Annotated in this window: 15 protein-coding genes and 1 pseudogene; 13 read left to right on the forward strand and 3 right to left on the reverse strand. The window is 73.7% G+C overall.

All coding sequences use genetic code 11. The features are described 5' to 3' along the window. Positions 1–354: 354 nt before the first annotated feature. The 8 genes from V5O46_RS07420 (at position 355) to V5O46_RS07455 (ending at position 8,604) form a co-directional block, all read left to right on the forward strand. A complete protein-coding gene (locus tag V5O46_RS07420) occupies positions 355–780 on the forward strand; it encodes a peptidoglycan-binding domain-containing protein (protein WP_332883627.1) in 426 nt (141 codons plus the stop codon). 76 nt (positions 781–856) lie between these two features. After that, positions 857–1,195 carry a peptidoglycan-binding domain-containing protein gene (locus tag V5O46_RS07425; protein ID WP_332883628.1) on the forward strand — a complete coding sequence of 113 codons (339 nt, stop codon included), beginning with the start codon at positions 857–859 and terminating at the stop codon, positions 1,193–1,195. A 24-nt stretch (positions 1,196–1,219) separates the two neighbouring features. After that, positions 1,220–1,531: a twin-arginine translocation signal domain-containing protein gene (locus tag V5O46_RS07430; RefSeq protein ID WP_332883629.1), complete on the forward strand. Its 312-nt coding sequence runs from the start codon at positions 1,220–1,222 to the stop codon at positions 1,529–1,531. Further along, positions 1,531–2,634: a peptidoglycan recognition protein family protein gene (locus V5O46_RS07435; RefSeq protein ID WP_332883630.1), complete on the forward strand. Its 1,104-nt coding sequence runs from the start codon at positions 1,531–1,533 to the stop codon at positions 2,632–2,634. Before V5O46_RS07430 ends, V5O46_RS07435 begins: the two co-directional genes overlap by 1 nt. 328 nt (positions 2,635–2,962) lie before the next feature. Continuing rightward, positions 2,963–3,373, forward strand: coding sequence for a hypothetical protein (locus V5O46_RS07440; protein WP_332883631.1), 411 nt, complete (start codon positions 2,963–2,965; stop codon positions 3,371–3,373). A gap of 763 nt (positions 3,374–4,136) precedes the next feature. Continuing rightward, a complete protein-coding gene (locus V5O46_RS07445) occupies positions 4,137–5,387 on the forward strand; it encodes an alpha/beta fold hydrolase (protein WP_408648936.1) in 1,251 nt (416 codons plus the stop codon). Further along, positions 5,384–6,982 (forward strand): alpha/beta fold hydrolase, encoded by a 1,599-nt coding sequence (locus V5O46_RS07450; RefSeq protein WP_332883633.1) that lies wholly within the window; start codon positions 5,384–5,386, stop codon positions 6,980–6,982. Before V5O46_RS07445 ends, V5O46_RS07450 begins: the two co-directional genes overlap by 4 nt. 176 nt (positions 6,983–7,158) lie before the next feature. Next, positions 7,159–8,604, forward strand: coding sequence for an eCIS core domain-containing protein (locus V5O46_RS07455; protein ID WP_332883634.1), 1,446 nt, complete (start codon positions 7,159–7,161; stop codon positions 8,602–8,604). On the opposite strand, the gene V5O46_RS07460 is transcribed toward V5O46_RS07455, so the two are convergent. After that, complete coding sequence (locus V5O46_RS07460) at positions 8,595–9,161, reverse strand: DUF6817 domain-containing protein (RefSeq protein WP_332883635.1); 567 nt, start codon at positions 9,159–9,161, stop codon at positions 8,595–8,597. The two genes, V5O46_RS07455 and V5O46_RS07460, sit on opposite strands and share 10 nt — an antisense overlap. Before the next feature lie 232 nt (positions 9,162–9,393). Between V5O46_RS07460 and V5O46_RS07465 the strand changes: the two genes are divergently transcribed. Then, positions 9,394–10,272 carry a GNAT family N-acetyltransferase gene (locus tag V5O46_RS07465; RefSeq protein ID WP_332883636.1) on the forward strand — a complete coding sequence of 293 codons (879 nt, stop codon included), beginning with the start codon at positions 9,394–9,396 and terminating at the stop codon, positions 10,270–10,272. Between the two features lie 39 nt (positions 10,273–10,311). On the opposite strand, the pseudogene V5O46_RS07470 reads toward V5O46_RS07465, so the two are convergent. Next, positions 10,312–10,792 (reverse strand): annotated as a pseudogene (locus tag V5O46_RS07470) (phosphodiesterase); the annotation flags it as partial. Between the two features lie 390 nt (positions 10,793–11,182). Between V5O46_RS07470 and V5O46_RS07475 the strand changes: the two are divergent. The 3 genes from V5O46_RS07475 to V5O46_RS07485 all read left to right on the forward strand — a co-directional run bounded on the left by V5O46_RS07475 (position 11,183) and on the right by V5O46_RS07485 (position 14,014). Continuing rightward, the gene (locus V5O46_RS07475) at positions 11,183–12,097 is read left to right on the forward strand and encodes an aminoglycoside phosphotransferase family protein (RefSeq protein ID WP_332883637.1); all 915 of its coding nucleotides are present in this window, start codon (positions 11,183–11,185) and stop codon (positions 12,095–12,097) included. Positions 12,098–12,199: 102 nt separating this feature from the next. Continuing rightward, the gene (locus tag V5O46_RS07480) at positions 12,200–12,796 is read left to right on the forward strand and encodes a TetR/AcrR family transcriptional regulator (protein WP_332883638.1); all 597 of its coding nucleotides are present in this window, start codon (positions 12,200–12,202) and stop codon (positions 12,794–12,796) included. A gap of 30 nt (positions 12,797–12,826) precedes the next feature. After that, positions 12,827–14,014: a GDSL-type esterase/lipase family protein gene (locus tag V5O46_RS07485; RefSeq protein WP_332883639.1), complete on the forward strand. Its 1,188-nt coding sequence runs from the start codon at positions 12,827–12,829 to the stop codon at positions 14,012–14,014. Positions 14,015–14,247: 233 nt separating this feature from the next. Here the strand turns inward: V5O46_RS07485 and V5O46_RS07490 are convergent, their stop codons facing one another. Continuing rightward, positions 14,248–14,598, reverse strand: coding sequence for a winged helix-turn-helix transcriptional regulator (locus tag V5O46_RS07490; RefSeq protein WP_332883640.1), 351 nt, complete (start codon positions 14,596–14,598; stop codon positions 14,248–14,250). Positions 14,599–14,648: 50 nt separating this feature from the next. On the opposite strand from V5O46_RS07490, the gene V5O46_RS07495 reads away from it, so the two are divergent. Continuing rightward, positions 14,649–15,542, forward strand: coding sequence for an NAD(P)-dependent oxidoreductase (locus V5O46_RS07495; protein WP_332883641.1), 894 nt, complete (start codon positions 14,649–14,651; stop codon positions 15,540–15,542). Positions 15,543–15,562: the final 20 nt, after the last annotated feature.

A 15,562-nucleotide genomic window follows, 5' to 3' on the forward strand; every position in this document is an offset into this window, starting at 1 on the left:
GACTCACAGCGTCCCGCTCCAACTGACGGACCTCTGGTCAGAGGCCTCGCTCTCCGCCACTTCTACTGGGAACGGACAGCAGCGGACCCGGCGGGCGTCCTGGCGTCGCGTCCCGGACCCCCTGTGATCCAGTGGTTCCGCGCATCCCGGGACGTCCCGCGCCCCGCCCCGTCGCCCCGTCGTCACCGCAGGTCAGCGGGATCCCAGCTCCCCGGGCCTCCCACCTCGTCCCATTCGCTGGCGGGACGCGCTCCCTCCCCGGCACCCTGATCACCGATCACCGATCACCGACCCGGAGTTCGATCACGGATCCCGGTCATCGGTCGAGGCCCGTGCCGAAGGAGACCACACCCCGTGCCCGTGCGCAGGAACACCCGCACGCCCAGCCGTACCGTCGCCACCGCTCTCGCCACCGTCGCGGCGGCCGGTGCGCTCACCGTGCTGCCCGCAGCCTCCCCGGCCGCGGCCGGCACCACCCCCCAGGCCACTGCCGCCGCCTACACCTGCAGCACCCTCCTCAGGGGCGGCTACTGGTACGCCGGGCACTACGACGGCATGACGGTCGTCCCGTCCGCCGGTGTCGTCACCAGGGCCGGCATCGAGGCCCAGTGCATGTTGCAGGACATGGGCTACTACACGGGCGCGATCGACGGCTACTTCGGCCCGAAGTCCCAGGACGCGATGAAGCGCTTCCAGCGGAAGATCAACCAGCGGCACGACGCCGGCCTGGCCGTGGACGGCTGGCCCGGCCCGCAGTCCTGGCCGTGGCTGCGCCGGTGACGCCCGCCGACGCAGCCGGCCCGCCCACCCCGCCCACTTCGCCCACTTCGCCCACTTCGCCCAGAAGGGAACCTCCATGACGGTACGCAAGGGTCTGGCCTCCGGCGCCGCGCTGCTCGCGCTGGTCGGCGGTGCCGTGTCGGTCCAGACGGCGACGGCCCCGCCTGCCGCCGCGGCGAGCTGCGGCTACCACAGCGGCAACCAGACGGCCCGGCTCGGCCACACCGGCAACCACGTCCGCGAGGTCCAGTGCGCGCTCAACAAGATCTGGGGCGGTGCACCCCTGGCCGTGGACGGGATCTTCGGGCCGAAGACGGAGGCGCGGGTCAAGTCCTTCCAGCAATGGGAACGGATCACGGTCGACGGCATCGTCGGCCCCATGACCTGGCGCAGCATCCGCGCCTACCCCAACTGACCGATTCAAGCCGATAGTTGACTCATGACCGATCACACCACACGCCGGGGATTCCTCGGGATGTCCGGCCGGGCGGCGGCCGGCGCCGCCGTTGCGGCGGCCCTGCCCGTCATCTGCTCCGGCCCCGCCCACGCCGCCGACCCAACCCACGCCACCGGCCCCGCCGCCGAGCTGCCGGTGGTGACCGGCCCCGACCACCCCGCCGCCCGTATCCCGCGCGTCTCGGCCGCCGACCGCGCCGACGGGGTGTCCCGGGAACCGCTCAACGCCGCCGCCGAGTGCGGCCTGCCCACCGGGACCGCAAGGGCCGGCGGTGCGGTCGGCGGGAGGTTCTGATGGCCACGTTCGTCACCCGCGCCCAGTGGGGCGCCCGGGACCCGAAGGCGCGTTCCACGGACATCGACCCGGCACGGGGAGGAGTCGCGGTCCACCACACCGGAGCCACCCGCTTCGCGGCGAGCAGCCACTCCGGCTGCGCCGGGCAGGTCCGCGGCATCCAGAACCACCACATGGACACCAACCGCTGGGACGACATCGCCTACACCTACCTGGTCTGCGTCCATGGCTCGATATACGAGGGCCGCGGCGTGGGCATCAGGACCGCCGCGAACGGCACGAACGACTCCAACGACCGCTACTACGCCGTGTGCGGTCTGGTCGGCGGCACCTCCAGCTCCTACGACGCCGTCACCGACGCCCTCATCGACGGCTTCCGCACCGCCATCGCCCGCCTGCGCAGCGTCGGCGGGGCGGCGGCCGACATCCGGGGTCACCAGGCGTTCCTGCCCACGGAGTGCCCCGGCCGGCTCGGCAACCACATGTCCGCCATGGACCCGGGCTCCTCCGGCGACCCCGGCGATCCGCCCTCGCCCGACATCCCGCCGTTCCCGGGTGTCCTGCTGCACTACCCGCCGGTGACCGTGCACTCCAGCGCGCGCACCTGGCAGCAGCGGATGAAGGACCGGGGCTGGAGCATCACCGTCGACGGCGCCTACGGCGAGCAGTCCCGCCGCGTCTGCCTCGCCTTCCAGCAGGAGAAGGGCCTCACCGTCGACGGCGTGGTCGGCGAGAAGACCTGGTACGCCGCCTGGAGCGCGCCGGTCACCACGGCCGCCGCCACCGGGTCCGGGGCCGCCCTGTCCGGCGCCGCCGGGTCCGGCGCCCCGGCCACGGCCGCCGCGCCCGACTGGCCCGGCGTGCTGTTCACCTGGCCGCCGAGGACGGTGCACCCCGGCGTACGCGTCTGGCAGCGGCGCATGCGCGAGCGCGGCTGGGACGTCCCCGTCGGCGGCGCCTACGACCGCCGCTCCCGGGAAGCCTGCGTGGCCTTCCAGGAGGCGCAGGGCCTGAACCCCGACGGGGTCGTGGGCCCGGCCACCTGGCACGCCGCCTGGACGTCGCCGGAATCACCGGAATCACCGGCCGATAGAACTCCCTGAAACGCACTCCCGCGCTCCTCGGCACCATCCCGTGATCCCGGCACGACACGGTCGGCGGACAGCACGGTCCCGCCACCGTCGGCGCGGTCACCGCCGCTGAGCGCGGGGCGGGCGGCACGGCGGGCGGTGTCCGGCCCCACTCCGGCCACCGCCCACGCCCGGCCGGCCTCGCCACGGCCGACGCACCGTCCGCCGTCTCGCCCACCACCCCACCCCAGCTCCGCCCCACCCAGCCCCGCACCCGCAGGCACCCGCACCCGCACCACATCGCACTGCACTGCACTGCACTGCACCGAGTTGCACCGCATCGCACCGAAAGGGACCATCCATGAACACCGCCCTCAAGCGCCTGGCCGCCTGCCTCAGCACCTCCGCCGCACTTCTCGCCGCCACCGCCGCCACGGCAACCGCCCAGCCCCAGGCCCCCGACGGCGCACCGGTGGCAGTCGCCGCGGCCTGCTACGACACCGGCCGCGCCTACATCAAGCACACCGAGTACTACACCTATCCCCTCAACCAGACCCCGCTGACCACCACCGGCTACTGCAACGACATCAACCTGCGCCCCAACACCAACCGGTACGTGCGCGTCTGCTTCACCGGCCACGGCTGCCAGTCCGGCTACACCCTCGCCAGGGCCGGCACCTGGAACACCATCGCCACCGACGTCATCTCCGGCAGCCGCTACTACTTCCAGTTCCGCAGCGCCGCCAAGTCCACCGGCTACTACGCCGCCTGAGCGCTCCGCCGGAAGTGCCGGGCTGTGCCGTCGCTCGTCCGCGGCGCCGTCGTGGCCCGGTCGCGCAGTTCCCCGCGCCCCTCCAGGGCGCTGCCGAACCGCAGCGGACTTCGCCCGACCCGCCTGGCGGTCGGCCGGGAGGAGCTCGTCGCACGCGCCGGAACACCTCGCGCGCCCTCCGGTCCGGCACCGGCCCCCTGACCGGGCGAAGCCGGAATGCTCCAAGTGGAGTCCACGGGTGGTGGCCGTCGGGCGGCGCGCCAAGGCTGGCTACGCAACGCCCGCCCGCAGCATGCGGTGGCGGGCGCAGCCACGCGCGGGCGTAGTCGGCGTCCGCGGCCACGGACGGCGACGGGAGCGAGTTCACATGGCGCAACAGGGCAACGGAACGGGCTGCCATCCGCCCGTCCCCGAGAGCCGCGGGCCGGTACCGCGACGGCGGACACGAGACCGGTGCGCACACCGACGCTCCCGGGACACGCGGACCAGAGTGGCGCTCGTCGCAGCCGGTCTGGCCGTTCTGGGCGCCCTCGCCCCCACGCCCAGCACCGCGCTGTCACCCTCCCCGGGCGAGCCGCTGCCGGAGTCTCCTGCGCGGTTCGTGCCCGGGCCCTGCCCCGACGCGCCCGAGCCGGTTCCGGGGCGGTGCGGGTTCCTCGAGGTTCCCGAGAACCGGGCCCGTCCGGGCGGGCGCACCATCCGGCTGGCCGTCGCGATCATTCCGGCCGTCTCGGCGCAACCGGCCCCGGAACCCGTGGTGTTCATGACGGGCGGGCCCGGCGGCGACGCGATCGGGGACATCCCCTTCCTGATCGACTCCGGCGTGAACCGGGACCGCGATCTGATCGTCATGACCCAGCGCGGCGGGCTCTACTCGGAGCCGAACCTCGCCTGCCCGGAGATCGACCGCTTCTACGCGGACGCCGTCGGGCTGCGCTACGACGCGCCGTCGACCGGGCGGCTGCTGGTGCGCGCCGCCGAGGAGTGCCGGGACCGCCTGACGGCCGACGGTGTCGACCTGGCCGCCTACAACACCACCGAGAACGCGGCGGACTTCGCCGATCTGCGCAGGGCGCTGGACATCGACCGGTGGAACGTCTACGGCTACTCCTACGGCACCGACCTGGCCCTCACCTATCTCCGCCTGCACCCCCGGGGGATCCGCTCGGTGGCGATCGACTCCGTCGTCCCGCCGCAGGTCGTCAGCCTGCCGTGGACCTGGGACAGCGCCCGCGAGGGGATCGAGGCGATCTTCGCGGCGTGCGAGGCCCAGCCGCGCTGCAAGAACCGCTACCCCGACCTCCCGCGCACGCTGACCGAACAGGTCCGGCGGCTGGAGGCGCGCCCCCTGACGGTCACCGCGCAGCCACCGCAGGGCGGGGCGCCGGTGAAGGTCGTCCTCGACGGGGGCGCGCTGGTCAACCTGCTGGTCGCCAACGCCGTACCGGCCGTCGACGTACCCGCGGCGCTCGACGAACTCGCCAACGGCGACCCGGAGCGGTTCGCGCGGGCCCGCGCCGCCGGCGCCACGCCGGTCATCGGCGAGTTCGCGCACGGCCTCACCCAGTCGGTGGCCTGCAGCGAGTGGGTGCCGGGCTATTCGCGGGCCGATCTGCTGGCGGCGGGCCGCCGGGCCTTTCCCGGTTTTCCGGACACGGTGCTGGCCCAGGCACCGCAGCTTCCCTTCGAGCACGACGTGTGCCGCGTCTGGGACGTCCCCGACCGTACCGGCATCCAGCGGAGGACGACCTTCAGCAAGGTGCCGGCGCTGGTGGTCTCCGGAACGTTCGACGCGAAGACCGGGGCACGCTGGGGCGCGTTCGCGGCCCGGACGCTGCCGCGCTCCACCACGGTGCGCATTCCCGGCATCGGCCACTGGGTGGTCCCCCAGTCGCCCTGCGCCCAGAGCATCCTGGCGTCCTTCCTCACGCATCCGACCTCGCCCGACACCGGCTGCGTGGCGGGTCTCGCACCCAGACCGTTCACCATCACCCCTGACCGGGAGAGCGCATGATGTCCGTCCGCCCGCCGCACCACCGGCGTCGCACCGTACGACGCCTGCCCGCCGTGCTGGCCGGGGCCACGGCCGGTCTCCTGGTCGCCGGCCTCGCCGCGGCACCCGCCGTGGCCGACCCCCGGAACCCGGCACCGCTGGGTACGGTCGCCCGGACCGTGGGCCATGCCCGCTTCGTGCCGGGCCCCTGCCCGAGGACCGCGGACCCGGTCCCCGCTCTCGAAGGCGCCCGCTGCGGATCGCTCACCGTGCCCGAGAACCGGTCCCGGCCCAAGGGGCGGAAGATCACCCTCGGAGTCGCGATCGTGCCGGCCGCCGACACCGGCGCGCGGGCGTCCGACCCGATCGTGTGGTTCGCCGGCGGGCCCGGCGACGACGCGGTCTCCGAGGCCCAGCTGGCGATCGACGGCGGCCTCAACCGCGACCGGGACGTGATCTTCATGTCCCAGCGGGGCACGTACTCCGCCGACCCCGAGCTCACCTGTCCGAACATCGACGAGTTCAACGCCCGCGCCGTAGGTCTCGTCTACAACGCCCCCTCGACCGGGCGCCTCCACGTCCGGGCGACCCGGGCCTGCCGCGACCGGCTGGCGGACCGCGGGGTGGACCTCAGCGCCTACAACACCACCGAGAGCGCCGCCGACTACGCCGACCTGCGCCGGGCGCTCGGCCTGCGGCAGTGGAACGTGTTCGGCATCTCCTACGGCACCGACCTGGCGCTGACCTACCTGCGGGAGCATCCGAAGGGCATCCGGTCGGTCGGCATCGACGGCGTGCTGCCGCCGTCCCTGGCCGGGGCGAGCCTGACCTGGAGCGCCGCCCGCCAGGGCTTCGACGGCCTGTTCGAGGCCTGCGCGCAGCAGCCCGCCTGCAACAGCCGCTATCCGAACCTGTCCGACACCTTCGAGCGCCTCGTCCGTGAGCTCGAGGCCCGGCCGGTCACGACCACCGTCACCGTCCCCGACCGGCCGGCCCCGGTGGAGGTCGTCATCGACGGCGGGGTCCTGGTGAACTGGCTGACCTCGGCCACCCACCTGGCCGCCGGCGTGCCCCGCTCCATCGACGCAATCGCCCACGGCGACCCGCAGCGGATCGCCGAGCAGTGGGCGGGCGGAAAGCTCAGCCCGCAGGCCGTCGGCAGGCTCGCCCACGGACTCGCGTACGGCGTCTTCTGCAGTGAGTGGACCCCCTTCGAGAGCGAGGCCGACGTGATCCGTGCCGGACGCCGCGCGTTCCCGTCGTTCCCCCGCTCGGTCCTGGCCAACGCCCCGCAGCTGCCCTTCCTCCACGCTGACTGCCGCGCCTGGGACATCCCCGCGGCACCGCGCTCGATCCGCGACGTCACGCGGAGCGACGTCCCTGCGCTCGTCACGTCAGCCGGGTTCGACGCCCAGACCGGGGCGAGCAACGGGGCGTACGCCGCCCGGACGCTGAGCCGGTCCACCGTGGTCACGGTTCCCTACGTCGCCCACGTCGCCTTCGCCGAGTCACCGTGCGCGCAGGAGATCACCGTTTCGTTCTTCGACACCCCGGACAGGCCGAACACGTCGTGCCTGGCGGATCTCCGGCCGCCCGAGTTCGAGATCGCGCCTTAGTGCCGTACCGGCAGGGAAGCCGCTGTCCGCTTCCTCCCCCTCGTCCCGGGCCCGTGCATCCGGCCCGTCGGGGCGGGAGGTGTGCCCCGGTCCTGCCCCCGCGGTCCTGGGGGCGGGACCGGCTTCCGTGCGAGCGTGAGGCGGTTCGTTCGCCTGCGACTGCCGGAGGAAGACGTATGAGACGGGCCCGTGACGAGAACAGCACGGCGGAGACGGGGCCGGCGGCTCGGCGCCCGCCGGCGGCTCCCGCGTCCGCCGGCCCGGCCGTGCAGCGGATGCTCGGCCTGCAGAGCCGGGTCGGGAACGAAGCCGTCGTCGAGATGGTGCGGCGGGGCGGACAGCCGGGAGTGCACGACCGGCACCGGCACGGTCCCGGATGCGGGCACAGCTCGCAGGAACCGCCGGTACAGCGTTCTCCGCACGACACCACCGTCGCGCGGGCCGCGGAGGAGGACGAGCACGTCCACGGCGGGGAGCAGGAGACCGGTCCGGAAGGGCAGAGCGCCCTGCTGGCCGCCGCCATGAACTCGCCGAGCGAGTCGCTGCCCTCGTCGGTCGTGGCGAGGGCCGGGGCGTTCTACCAGAACGACGCGCTCGCCTCCACCCGTGTCCACCGTGGTGAGGTGGCCCAGCGGGCCACGGAGGCGATGGGGGCCCAGGCCATGACCGTCGGCCACCACATCTTCCTGTCCGCCGGGGCCGCGGGCGAGGAGCGGCTGATCGGTCATGAGCTCAGCCATGTCGACAAGAACCTCAAGGGCATACCCGAGACGGGCCACAGCAACGGCGCCGGAGTCACCGTCACCGACCCGGGGCAGGACTCCGAGCGAGCGGCCGAGAGGGACGGCAACGCCTACGCCGCGGGTGAGCGCACCGCCCCCTCCCTCACCGCCTCGCGCAGCACGGCGAACGGCCCGACCGGACCCGTCCAGCGGATGACGGAGGAGGGGGAGCAGCCGGAGGAGGCCCGGGCCGGGAGGCGGGTGGCGCTGCAGGAACAGCCCCCGGGCCTCAGCGCCGAGGACGACATCGCGGCGCTGCCCGAGGACAGCGAACAGGAGGTTCTCCTCAAGCGCGGGGTGACGCCCACGCAGCGGATGCATCTCCAGAAGGAGATAATCCGCGGATCCTTCGTCAGTTTCCCGAAGATACTCCAGAGCCCCGACGAGAAGGCCACGAAGCCGGACCCCGAGCATGTCCAGGGCTACGTGAGTCAGCACCGGGACGACGAGATCGCGAAGCTGATCGAGTTCTCCACCGATCCCGATATCGCCGCCAAGTTCGCGGCCGAGGCCCGCTACGGGTACGTGCTCACCGTCCGGATCAAGAGGAAGTACCTGGCGAAGGGCGCCACCGGCGCCGAGCACGGCTGGATCGCCAGGCAGGCGGCGCCCTACGACATCGTCGCGGTCGAGCGGCGGGATTCGCTGCAGGCGGGGCTCGCCCCGCTCACCGAGAGCGAGTTCCGTGACGTGGTCAAGAAGGAGGAGATGGCCGATTTCCTGCTACAGGTTCAGGATCCCGTGGCGATGGCCGCCCATATGAACCGGTTCCAGGGGCCGCAGAAGCTGGAGCAGGCCAGGAAGATCGCCGGGTACAAGAAGGAGCTGTTTCAGGACTGACCGCCCTGCGCCAGCACCGCGCGGCAGTCCGTCCAGGCCGGTCGGCTCAGCAGCGGGCGCAGGCGGGTGAACAGGGCGAGGAGATCAGCTCCCCACCTCTCGCGGAACGCCGGGTCGATGCGGGCGAGGTCGAGTTCGTTGGCGGCGGACAGCTCGGCGAAGTCGCGGCGCAGCTGCGGCCCGGGGATCCGGGCGCGGCCGGTGAACCGGTCGTGGAAGGGGGCGTCCGCGTCGGCGAGTGCCGGATAGGTGGCCTCCCGGTCGCAGGAGGCGTAGAGATGGACGACGGCCTCGGCTTCGGTGCCGATCACCGCCGCGAGCACGGCCCGGCGGTCCGGGGGCAGCAGTGCGGCAGGAAATCCGTCGGTGCCGTAGAACGCGTGGCACAGGCCCGCATGTTGGAGGGCGGGGCGTGCACCCCATGCGGCGAGCTGGTCCTGGACGCGTTGGAGGTGGGCGAGGAGAGTGCCGCCCGGATGGGCGGTCTCCGCTGCACCGAGCTCGCGCAGCAGCGCGATGGCCCGGGCCTTGCGGGAATCGGCGGGGGTGGCAGGCATGGGTGGGGTCCCTCCGTCGCTCGGTCGGCACCCGTCCGTGCTTCCGCCCGGGCTGACGCGCTGGAGAAGCGGCCCCGCGGGAGTGCCGGACGGGGTGCCGCCTGGGCCGTGCGCTGATCATCGCGGGCGGCGACAACACCGGTCAATCCCAGGGATTTCTCACTCCACGCCAAGCATTGGCTTGGATCCACACCCATGGGCCGGCTTTCCGATCCTCATGAAAAGCTGACGCATGCTCCCGGGCGACTGGCACCTCACCGAAGACGTCGACGACTTTCTCGCCCGAGCCGGGGACTTCCTGCGCTCTCGGCCCGGCCTGCACGTCATGCCGCTGACGTGGACCGCAAGACTGCGGGCGCGCAGGGCCGACGCGTTCGGCGACGGCGAAGCCCCTCTGTTCGGCATGCTGGACCGAGCGGGCCAGGACCGAGCGGGCGAGATCCGCGCCGCCTTCTTCCGCCTCCCGTCCCGCGGTCTGGGCGCCACCCCGCTCACCGTCGAGCAGGCCGACGCCCTCGCCGCCCGCCTGGCCGCCCTCGGGCACCGTCTTCCCTACGTCAGCGCGGACCACCGCACCGCCACCGCCTTCGCCGAGGCCTGGCAGCGGCACACCGGCGCAACGCCGAACCTCCGTGGCACACGGCTGCGCCTGTACCGCCTCGGCACGCTCACCCCACCGGAGCCGCCGCCGGCGGGCCGGGGCCGCGTCCTGGGCGAGCAGGATCTCGACCACGTCATGTTCTGGTGCGGGGAGTTCGCCAAGGCGGTCGGGGAGGCCGTCGTCGTCGATGCCGGCTCCTGGGCCGGCACTCGCTTCGCCGACAAGCGCTACACACTCTGGGAGACCCCGGACGGCACCCCCGTGTCCATCGCGGGCATGAACCCGATGATCGGCGGCCAGATCCAGGTGGACGTCGTCCACACTCCGGCCCGGCTGCGCGGCCGCGGTTACGCGGGGGCGGTGACCGCGGAGGTGAGCCGGGCCGCGCTGGCCGCGGGCGCGCGGGAGGTCGTGCTGTTCGCGGATCTGTCCAACCCCACCAGCAACGCCCTCTACCAGCGCCTCGGCTATCGCTCGCTCGCCGACTGGGCGGTGTACGACTTCTCCTGAGACGCGCCTGCACAAGGGTGCGAGGCGCGGGCGCGCGGGTCAGAGCACCACGCGGTAATGGGTCGTCAGGCGGTGGTCGTCACCCAGTACGTGGAAGGCCGGGCCGGGCGGCTGGTCGCGGTCCGCGGGGCGGTCGCCCTCCCAGGGCCTGCGCAGGGTCCGGGTGACGGCCGGGCCGACGATCAGCGGACGGGCGGCGAAGGCCGGGGCCGCCGCCGTGTGGGCGTGGCCGGTCAGCAAGGCGACGACTGCGGGGGCACGTCCAGCAGGGCAGCCGGCCGGGCTGTTCGAGCATCCCGGAGTCGGGCAGGGGATGGTGGAGTTCGACCGGCGGCTGGTGGAAGGCGATCAGTGCCGGAGTGTCCCGCGGCAGTGCGGGGAGACGGGTGCCGATCCAGTCGAGCGTCTCGGCGTCGAGGCGGCCCTCGTCGCGGGCGGGGATGGTGGAGTCGCACATGCGCTGTGCCGCCTGCTCCAGCGTCGTCAGACCCGCGCCGAGCAGTGCCCGGGTCGCCGGCCTGCCGATACCGGCGGGCAGGTCGGCGCCGGGGCCGTCCGGCCCGCCCCCGCGGACCAGGCGCCCTCCTCCCGGGTGCGTGGCCACGGCGGACTCGGTCTCGTCCCGCGGACGCGAGAGCCGGACCCGGTCGTGCCGTCCTCGGTCGCCGAGGCGAAGCCCCTGCCCCGTACAGAGAAGGGCGGGCATGCCGCCGTGGGTGCCCTCCCTCGCCTCCGGAAGGGCGAGCGCGGCCTTGCGCAGCCGGCCCAGGGTGGTCACACGGGCCGAGTCTCACACAGCCGTCCCTGAGGCGGCCGCTTCGCGGCCCCCGGACCCGGCGCACGCCCGGGCGCACCGGTCCCGGCGGAAAGTCACTGGCCCCGCGGTGCGCCACACGCCCAGACTTTCGGCGTGATGCTTCACGAGAACGAGATTCCGGTCGACGAGACGCTGGTCCGCTCACTGCTGGAGGCACAGTGCCCGGACTGGGCGGGACTGCCGCTGGCGCCCGCCGGAGCGGGTACCGACAACACCATGTACCGGCTGGGCGAGGAGCTGTTGGTACGGCTGCCGCGCACCGCCGGGCACAGCGGATCCCTGCGGAAGGAGCAGAAATGGCTCCCCCGCCTGGCACCGCTGCTCACCTGCTCCGTACCCGAGCCCGTGCACACGGGGGCACCGACCGGCGCCTTCCCGCTCGCGTGGTCGGTCTACCGCTGGATCGAGGGCGACGTGGCCGGTCCGGACACCGTCCGGGACTGGGCCGCGTTCGGGACCGACCTGGCGGCGGTCGTGCGGGAACTGCACGGCATCGGCCTCATGGGGGCAACGCGCACCGGCGACCTCAGCTGGTACCGCGGGGGCGGGCTGCGGGCCTGCGACGACTGGATCGGCAGATCCTTCCGGGACTGCCGGACCGCCGCCGGCGGCGCCGGCCTCGACTTCGACACCCTGGAGCAGCTGTGGCGTGCGGCGCTTGCCCTACCCGGGTCCCGCGCGCCCCATGTGTGGCTGCACGGCGATCTCAAGCCGACCAACCTCCTGGTCCGGGACGGCGGACTCCACGCGGTCATCGACTTCGGGGCGCTCTCGGTCGGCCTTCCCGACGCCGAGCACTCCACCGTCTGGGACCTGCCGCACCAGGCCCGCCAGGCCTACTGGGACGCCGCCGGCCTCGACGAGGCGACCTGGACCCGGGCCCGCGCCTGGGCGGTCGCCGTGGGTGTCTCCGGAATCTCCTACTACGACGGCACCTTCCCCGCCTTCGTCGCCGAGTGCCGGGCCCGGCTCCGGTCCGTCCTCAGCGACGCCGCCGGCAGAACCTAAAGCATCCGGTGTTTGCCTAAAGGCTGTAGGCAGATTCATGCTCGGCGATGGAAGTGGTCGTCGACCGGCGGCAGGCGCGAGGGACGGAGCGGGCAGGAACCCATGGCACGCGCAGGACTCACCGCCGAGCGGCTCACCCGCGCGGGAGCCGAGCTCGCCGACGAGGTGGGGTTCGACCAGGTCACCGTCTCGGCGCTGGCCCGGCGCTTCGACGTCAAGGCCGCGAGCCTGTACTCGCATCTGGAGAACTCCCAGGACCTCAGGACGCGCATCGCCCTGCTCGCCCTGGAGGAGCTGGCCGACCGGGCCGCCGACGCCCTGGCCGGGCGGGCCGGCAAGGACGCGCTGACCGCCCTCGCCGACGTGTACCGCGACTACGCCCGCGAACACCCCGGCCGCTACGCCGCCGCCCAGCTGCGCCTCGACCCCGCGACCGCCGCCGCGAGCGCGGGTGTCCGGCACGCCCGGCTGACCCGGGCACTGCTGCGCGGCTACGAGCTGGGCGAACCGGACCAGACGCACGCGGTACGGCTGCTGGGCAGCACCTTCCACGGCTACGTCAGCCTGGAGATGGGCGGCGGGTTCAGCCACAGCGCCCCCGACACCCAGGAGACCTGGGACCGGATCCTGGACGCCCTGGACGCCCTGCTGCGCAACTGGCCCGCGCCCACCGCCCCCCTGAGCGACGACGCCCACTGACCGCCCGCCCCCCGACCGACAGGCCACCCCATGCACCCCGAGCATCCCGACCTGATCACCACGCCGCTCACCGCCGACCTGATCCGCGGCGCCCTCGAACTGGAACGCACCGAGCGGGGCCTGCTGCCGCACCGGCTGCCCGCCCGGGCCCGGGCACAGTGCGCCGACCCGCAGCTCGCGCTGGTCGAGGCCCAGCCCTCGGGCGTACGGCTGGCCCTGCGCACCCGGGCCACCGTCGTCGAGCTGGACACGCTGCCCACCAGGCGGACCTACACCGGCGCCCCGCCCCGCCCGGACGGTGTCTACGAACTCCTCGTGGGCGGCCGCCCGCACGGCAGGGCCACCGCGAGCGGCGGTCACACTCTCACCGTCGACCTGTCCACCGGTGCCGCCGAGCACCGCACGGGTCCGCCCGGCACCCTCCGCTTCACCGGACTCCCGGACCGCGACAAGGACGTCGAGATCTGGCTGCCGCACAACGAGACCACCGAGCTGGTCGCCCTGCGCACGGACGCCCCCGTCGCCCCCGTGCCCGACCGGGGCCGCCGGGTCTGGCTGCACCACGGGAGCTCCATCAGCCACGGCTCCGAGGCCGCGGCCCCCACCGGCACCTGGCCGGCCCGCGCCGCCTCGCGCGCCGGGGTGGAACTGATCAACCTGGGCCTGGGCGGTAGCGCCCTGCTCGACCCGTTCACCGCCCGTGCCATGCGGGACACCCCCGCCGACCTGCTCAGCGTCAAGATCGGGATCAATCTGGTCAACCTCGATCTGATGCGGCTGCGCGCATTCGGCCCGGCCGTGCACGGCTTCCTCGACACGCTGCGCGAGGGCCACCCCACCGCCCCGCTGCTCGTCGTCTCGCCGCTGTACTGCCCGATCCACGAGGACACCCCGGGCCCCGGCACCTTCGACCTCGCCGCGCTCGCCGAGGGCCGGCTCGGCTTTCTCGCCACCGGCGATCCCGCCGAGCGCGCCGCCGGAAAGCTGACGCTCACCGTCATCCGCGAGGAACTGGTCCGCATCGTGCGGGAGCGCGCCGCCGACGACCCGCGGCTGCACTACCTCGACGGCCTCGAACTCTACGGTGCGTCCGACCACGCCGAACTCCCGCTGCCCGACGGCCTCCACCCGGACGCCGCCACCCACCTGCGCATCGGCGACCGCTTCACCGACCTGGCCTTCGCCCCGGACGGCCCGTTCGGCGCCCGTACCGCCTGACACCCCCGGCGACCCCGGCGCACCGTCCTCCGCGGCCCGTCCGAGCACCCACTTTTTTGTGGGTACTTGGCAGGTGGCGGCCACCGACGGAAGCTGGTCGTGGGGCACAGGAGAACGGAGGTACGGGCGCCTCAGGAGGCAGGACACCGCGGAGGCGGGACGCCCGGGTGGCAGGAGACCCCGGGAGGCCGGGCGCCCCATGGGAGGCCAAACTCCTCAGGAGGCCGGACTCCTCAGGAGGCCGGGCGGGCCCCGGCGGCCAGCCGCTCCAGGCGGCGGTGGCCCCAGTCGGACAAGGGGCCGAGGGCCTCGGCGAGCTCACGGCCGAAGGCGGTCAGTGAGTACACCGTCTTCAGCGGCAGCACGTCGTGCACCTCCCGGTGCACCAGTCCGTCCGCCTCCATCTCGCGCAGCGCCTGCGTGAGCACCTTCTCGCTGAGGCCCGGCAGCTGCCGCCGCAGCTCCGCCGGGCGCTGCGGGCCGCTCTCCAGCAGCCAGAGCAGCGCGGTCTTCCACTTGCCCTCGATCACGGCGATCGCGGCCGTCACCCCGCAGACGTCCGGATCATGGCGTCGCCGCGTCATGCCGTGCCCCCTTTGTCAGCGTCTGTCAGCCATGTTACGGGAGTTGAACCATGTCTGTGCCCACCGATCAGTCTGCCGCCACCGTGACCGTCCTGGGGCTCGGGCCGATGGGCCGGGCGCTGGCCGGGGCCTTCCTGGCCGCCGGTCTGCGCACCACCGTCTGGAACCGCACGCCGGGCCGGGACGCCGAGCCGGCCGCCAGGGGCGCGCACCCGGCGGCCACGGCCGAGGAGGCGGTGGCCGCGAGTGACCTGACCGTCGTCTGCCTGGTGAACTACGACGCCTCCGACGCCGTCCTGCGACAGGACGCGGTCACCGCCGCCCTCAAGGGCCGTACGGTGCTGAACCTGAGCGCCGACACCCCCGGCCGGGCCCGGGACACGGCCGACTGGGCCGCCCGGCACGGCATCCGCTACCTGGACGGCGCGATCATGACCCCGGCGCCGACCATCGGCACGCCCGACGCGGTGTTCCTGTACAGCGGCCCGGAGGAGCTGTACGCCGAGCAGCGGCCGGTGCTGGCGGCGCTCGGCGGCACCCATACCCGTCTCGGCGAGGAGATCGGCCGGGCGGCGGTGTACGACATCGCGCTGCTGGACATCTTCTGGACGGCGGCGGCCGGCTACACCCATGCCCTCGCCGTGGCCCGCGCGGAGGGCGTCACCGCCCGGGAGCTCGCCCCCTTCGCCCAGGGCATCGCCGCGATCCTGCCGGAGCTGTTCACGGAGTTCGCCGAGGACACCGACACGGGCACGTACTCGGGCGAGCTCAACCCGATCACCTCGGCGGCCTCGACCCTGGCCCACATCGTCCACGCCTCCGAGGCGCACGGGATCGACGCGAGCGTGGTGCGCGTGATCGAGGGCCAGGCCCGCCGGGTGATCGCCCTCGGCCACGGAACGGACGGCTTCTCCCGGGTGGCGGAGGTGCTCGCCCCCCGGTGAGCCGGCGCGTGCTGTGGTGA

It is taken from the genome of Streptomyces poriticola (genome assembly GCF_036689765.1).
GTDB lineage: Bacteria > Actinomycetota > Actinomycetes > Streptomycetales > Streptomycetaceae > Streptomyces > Streptomyces poriticola.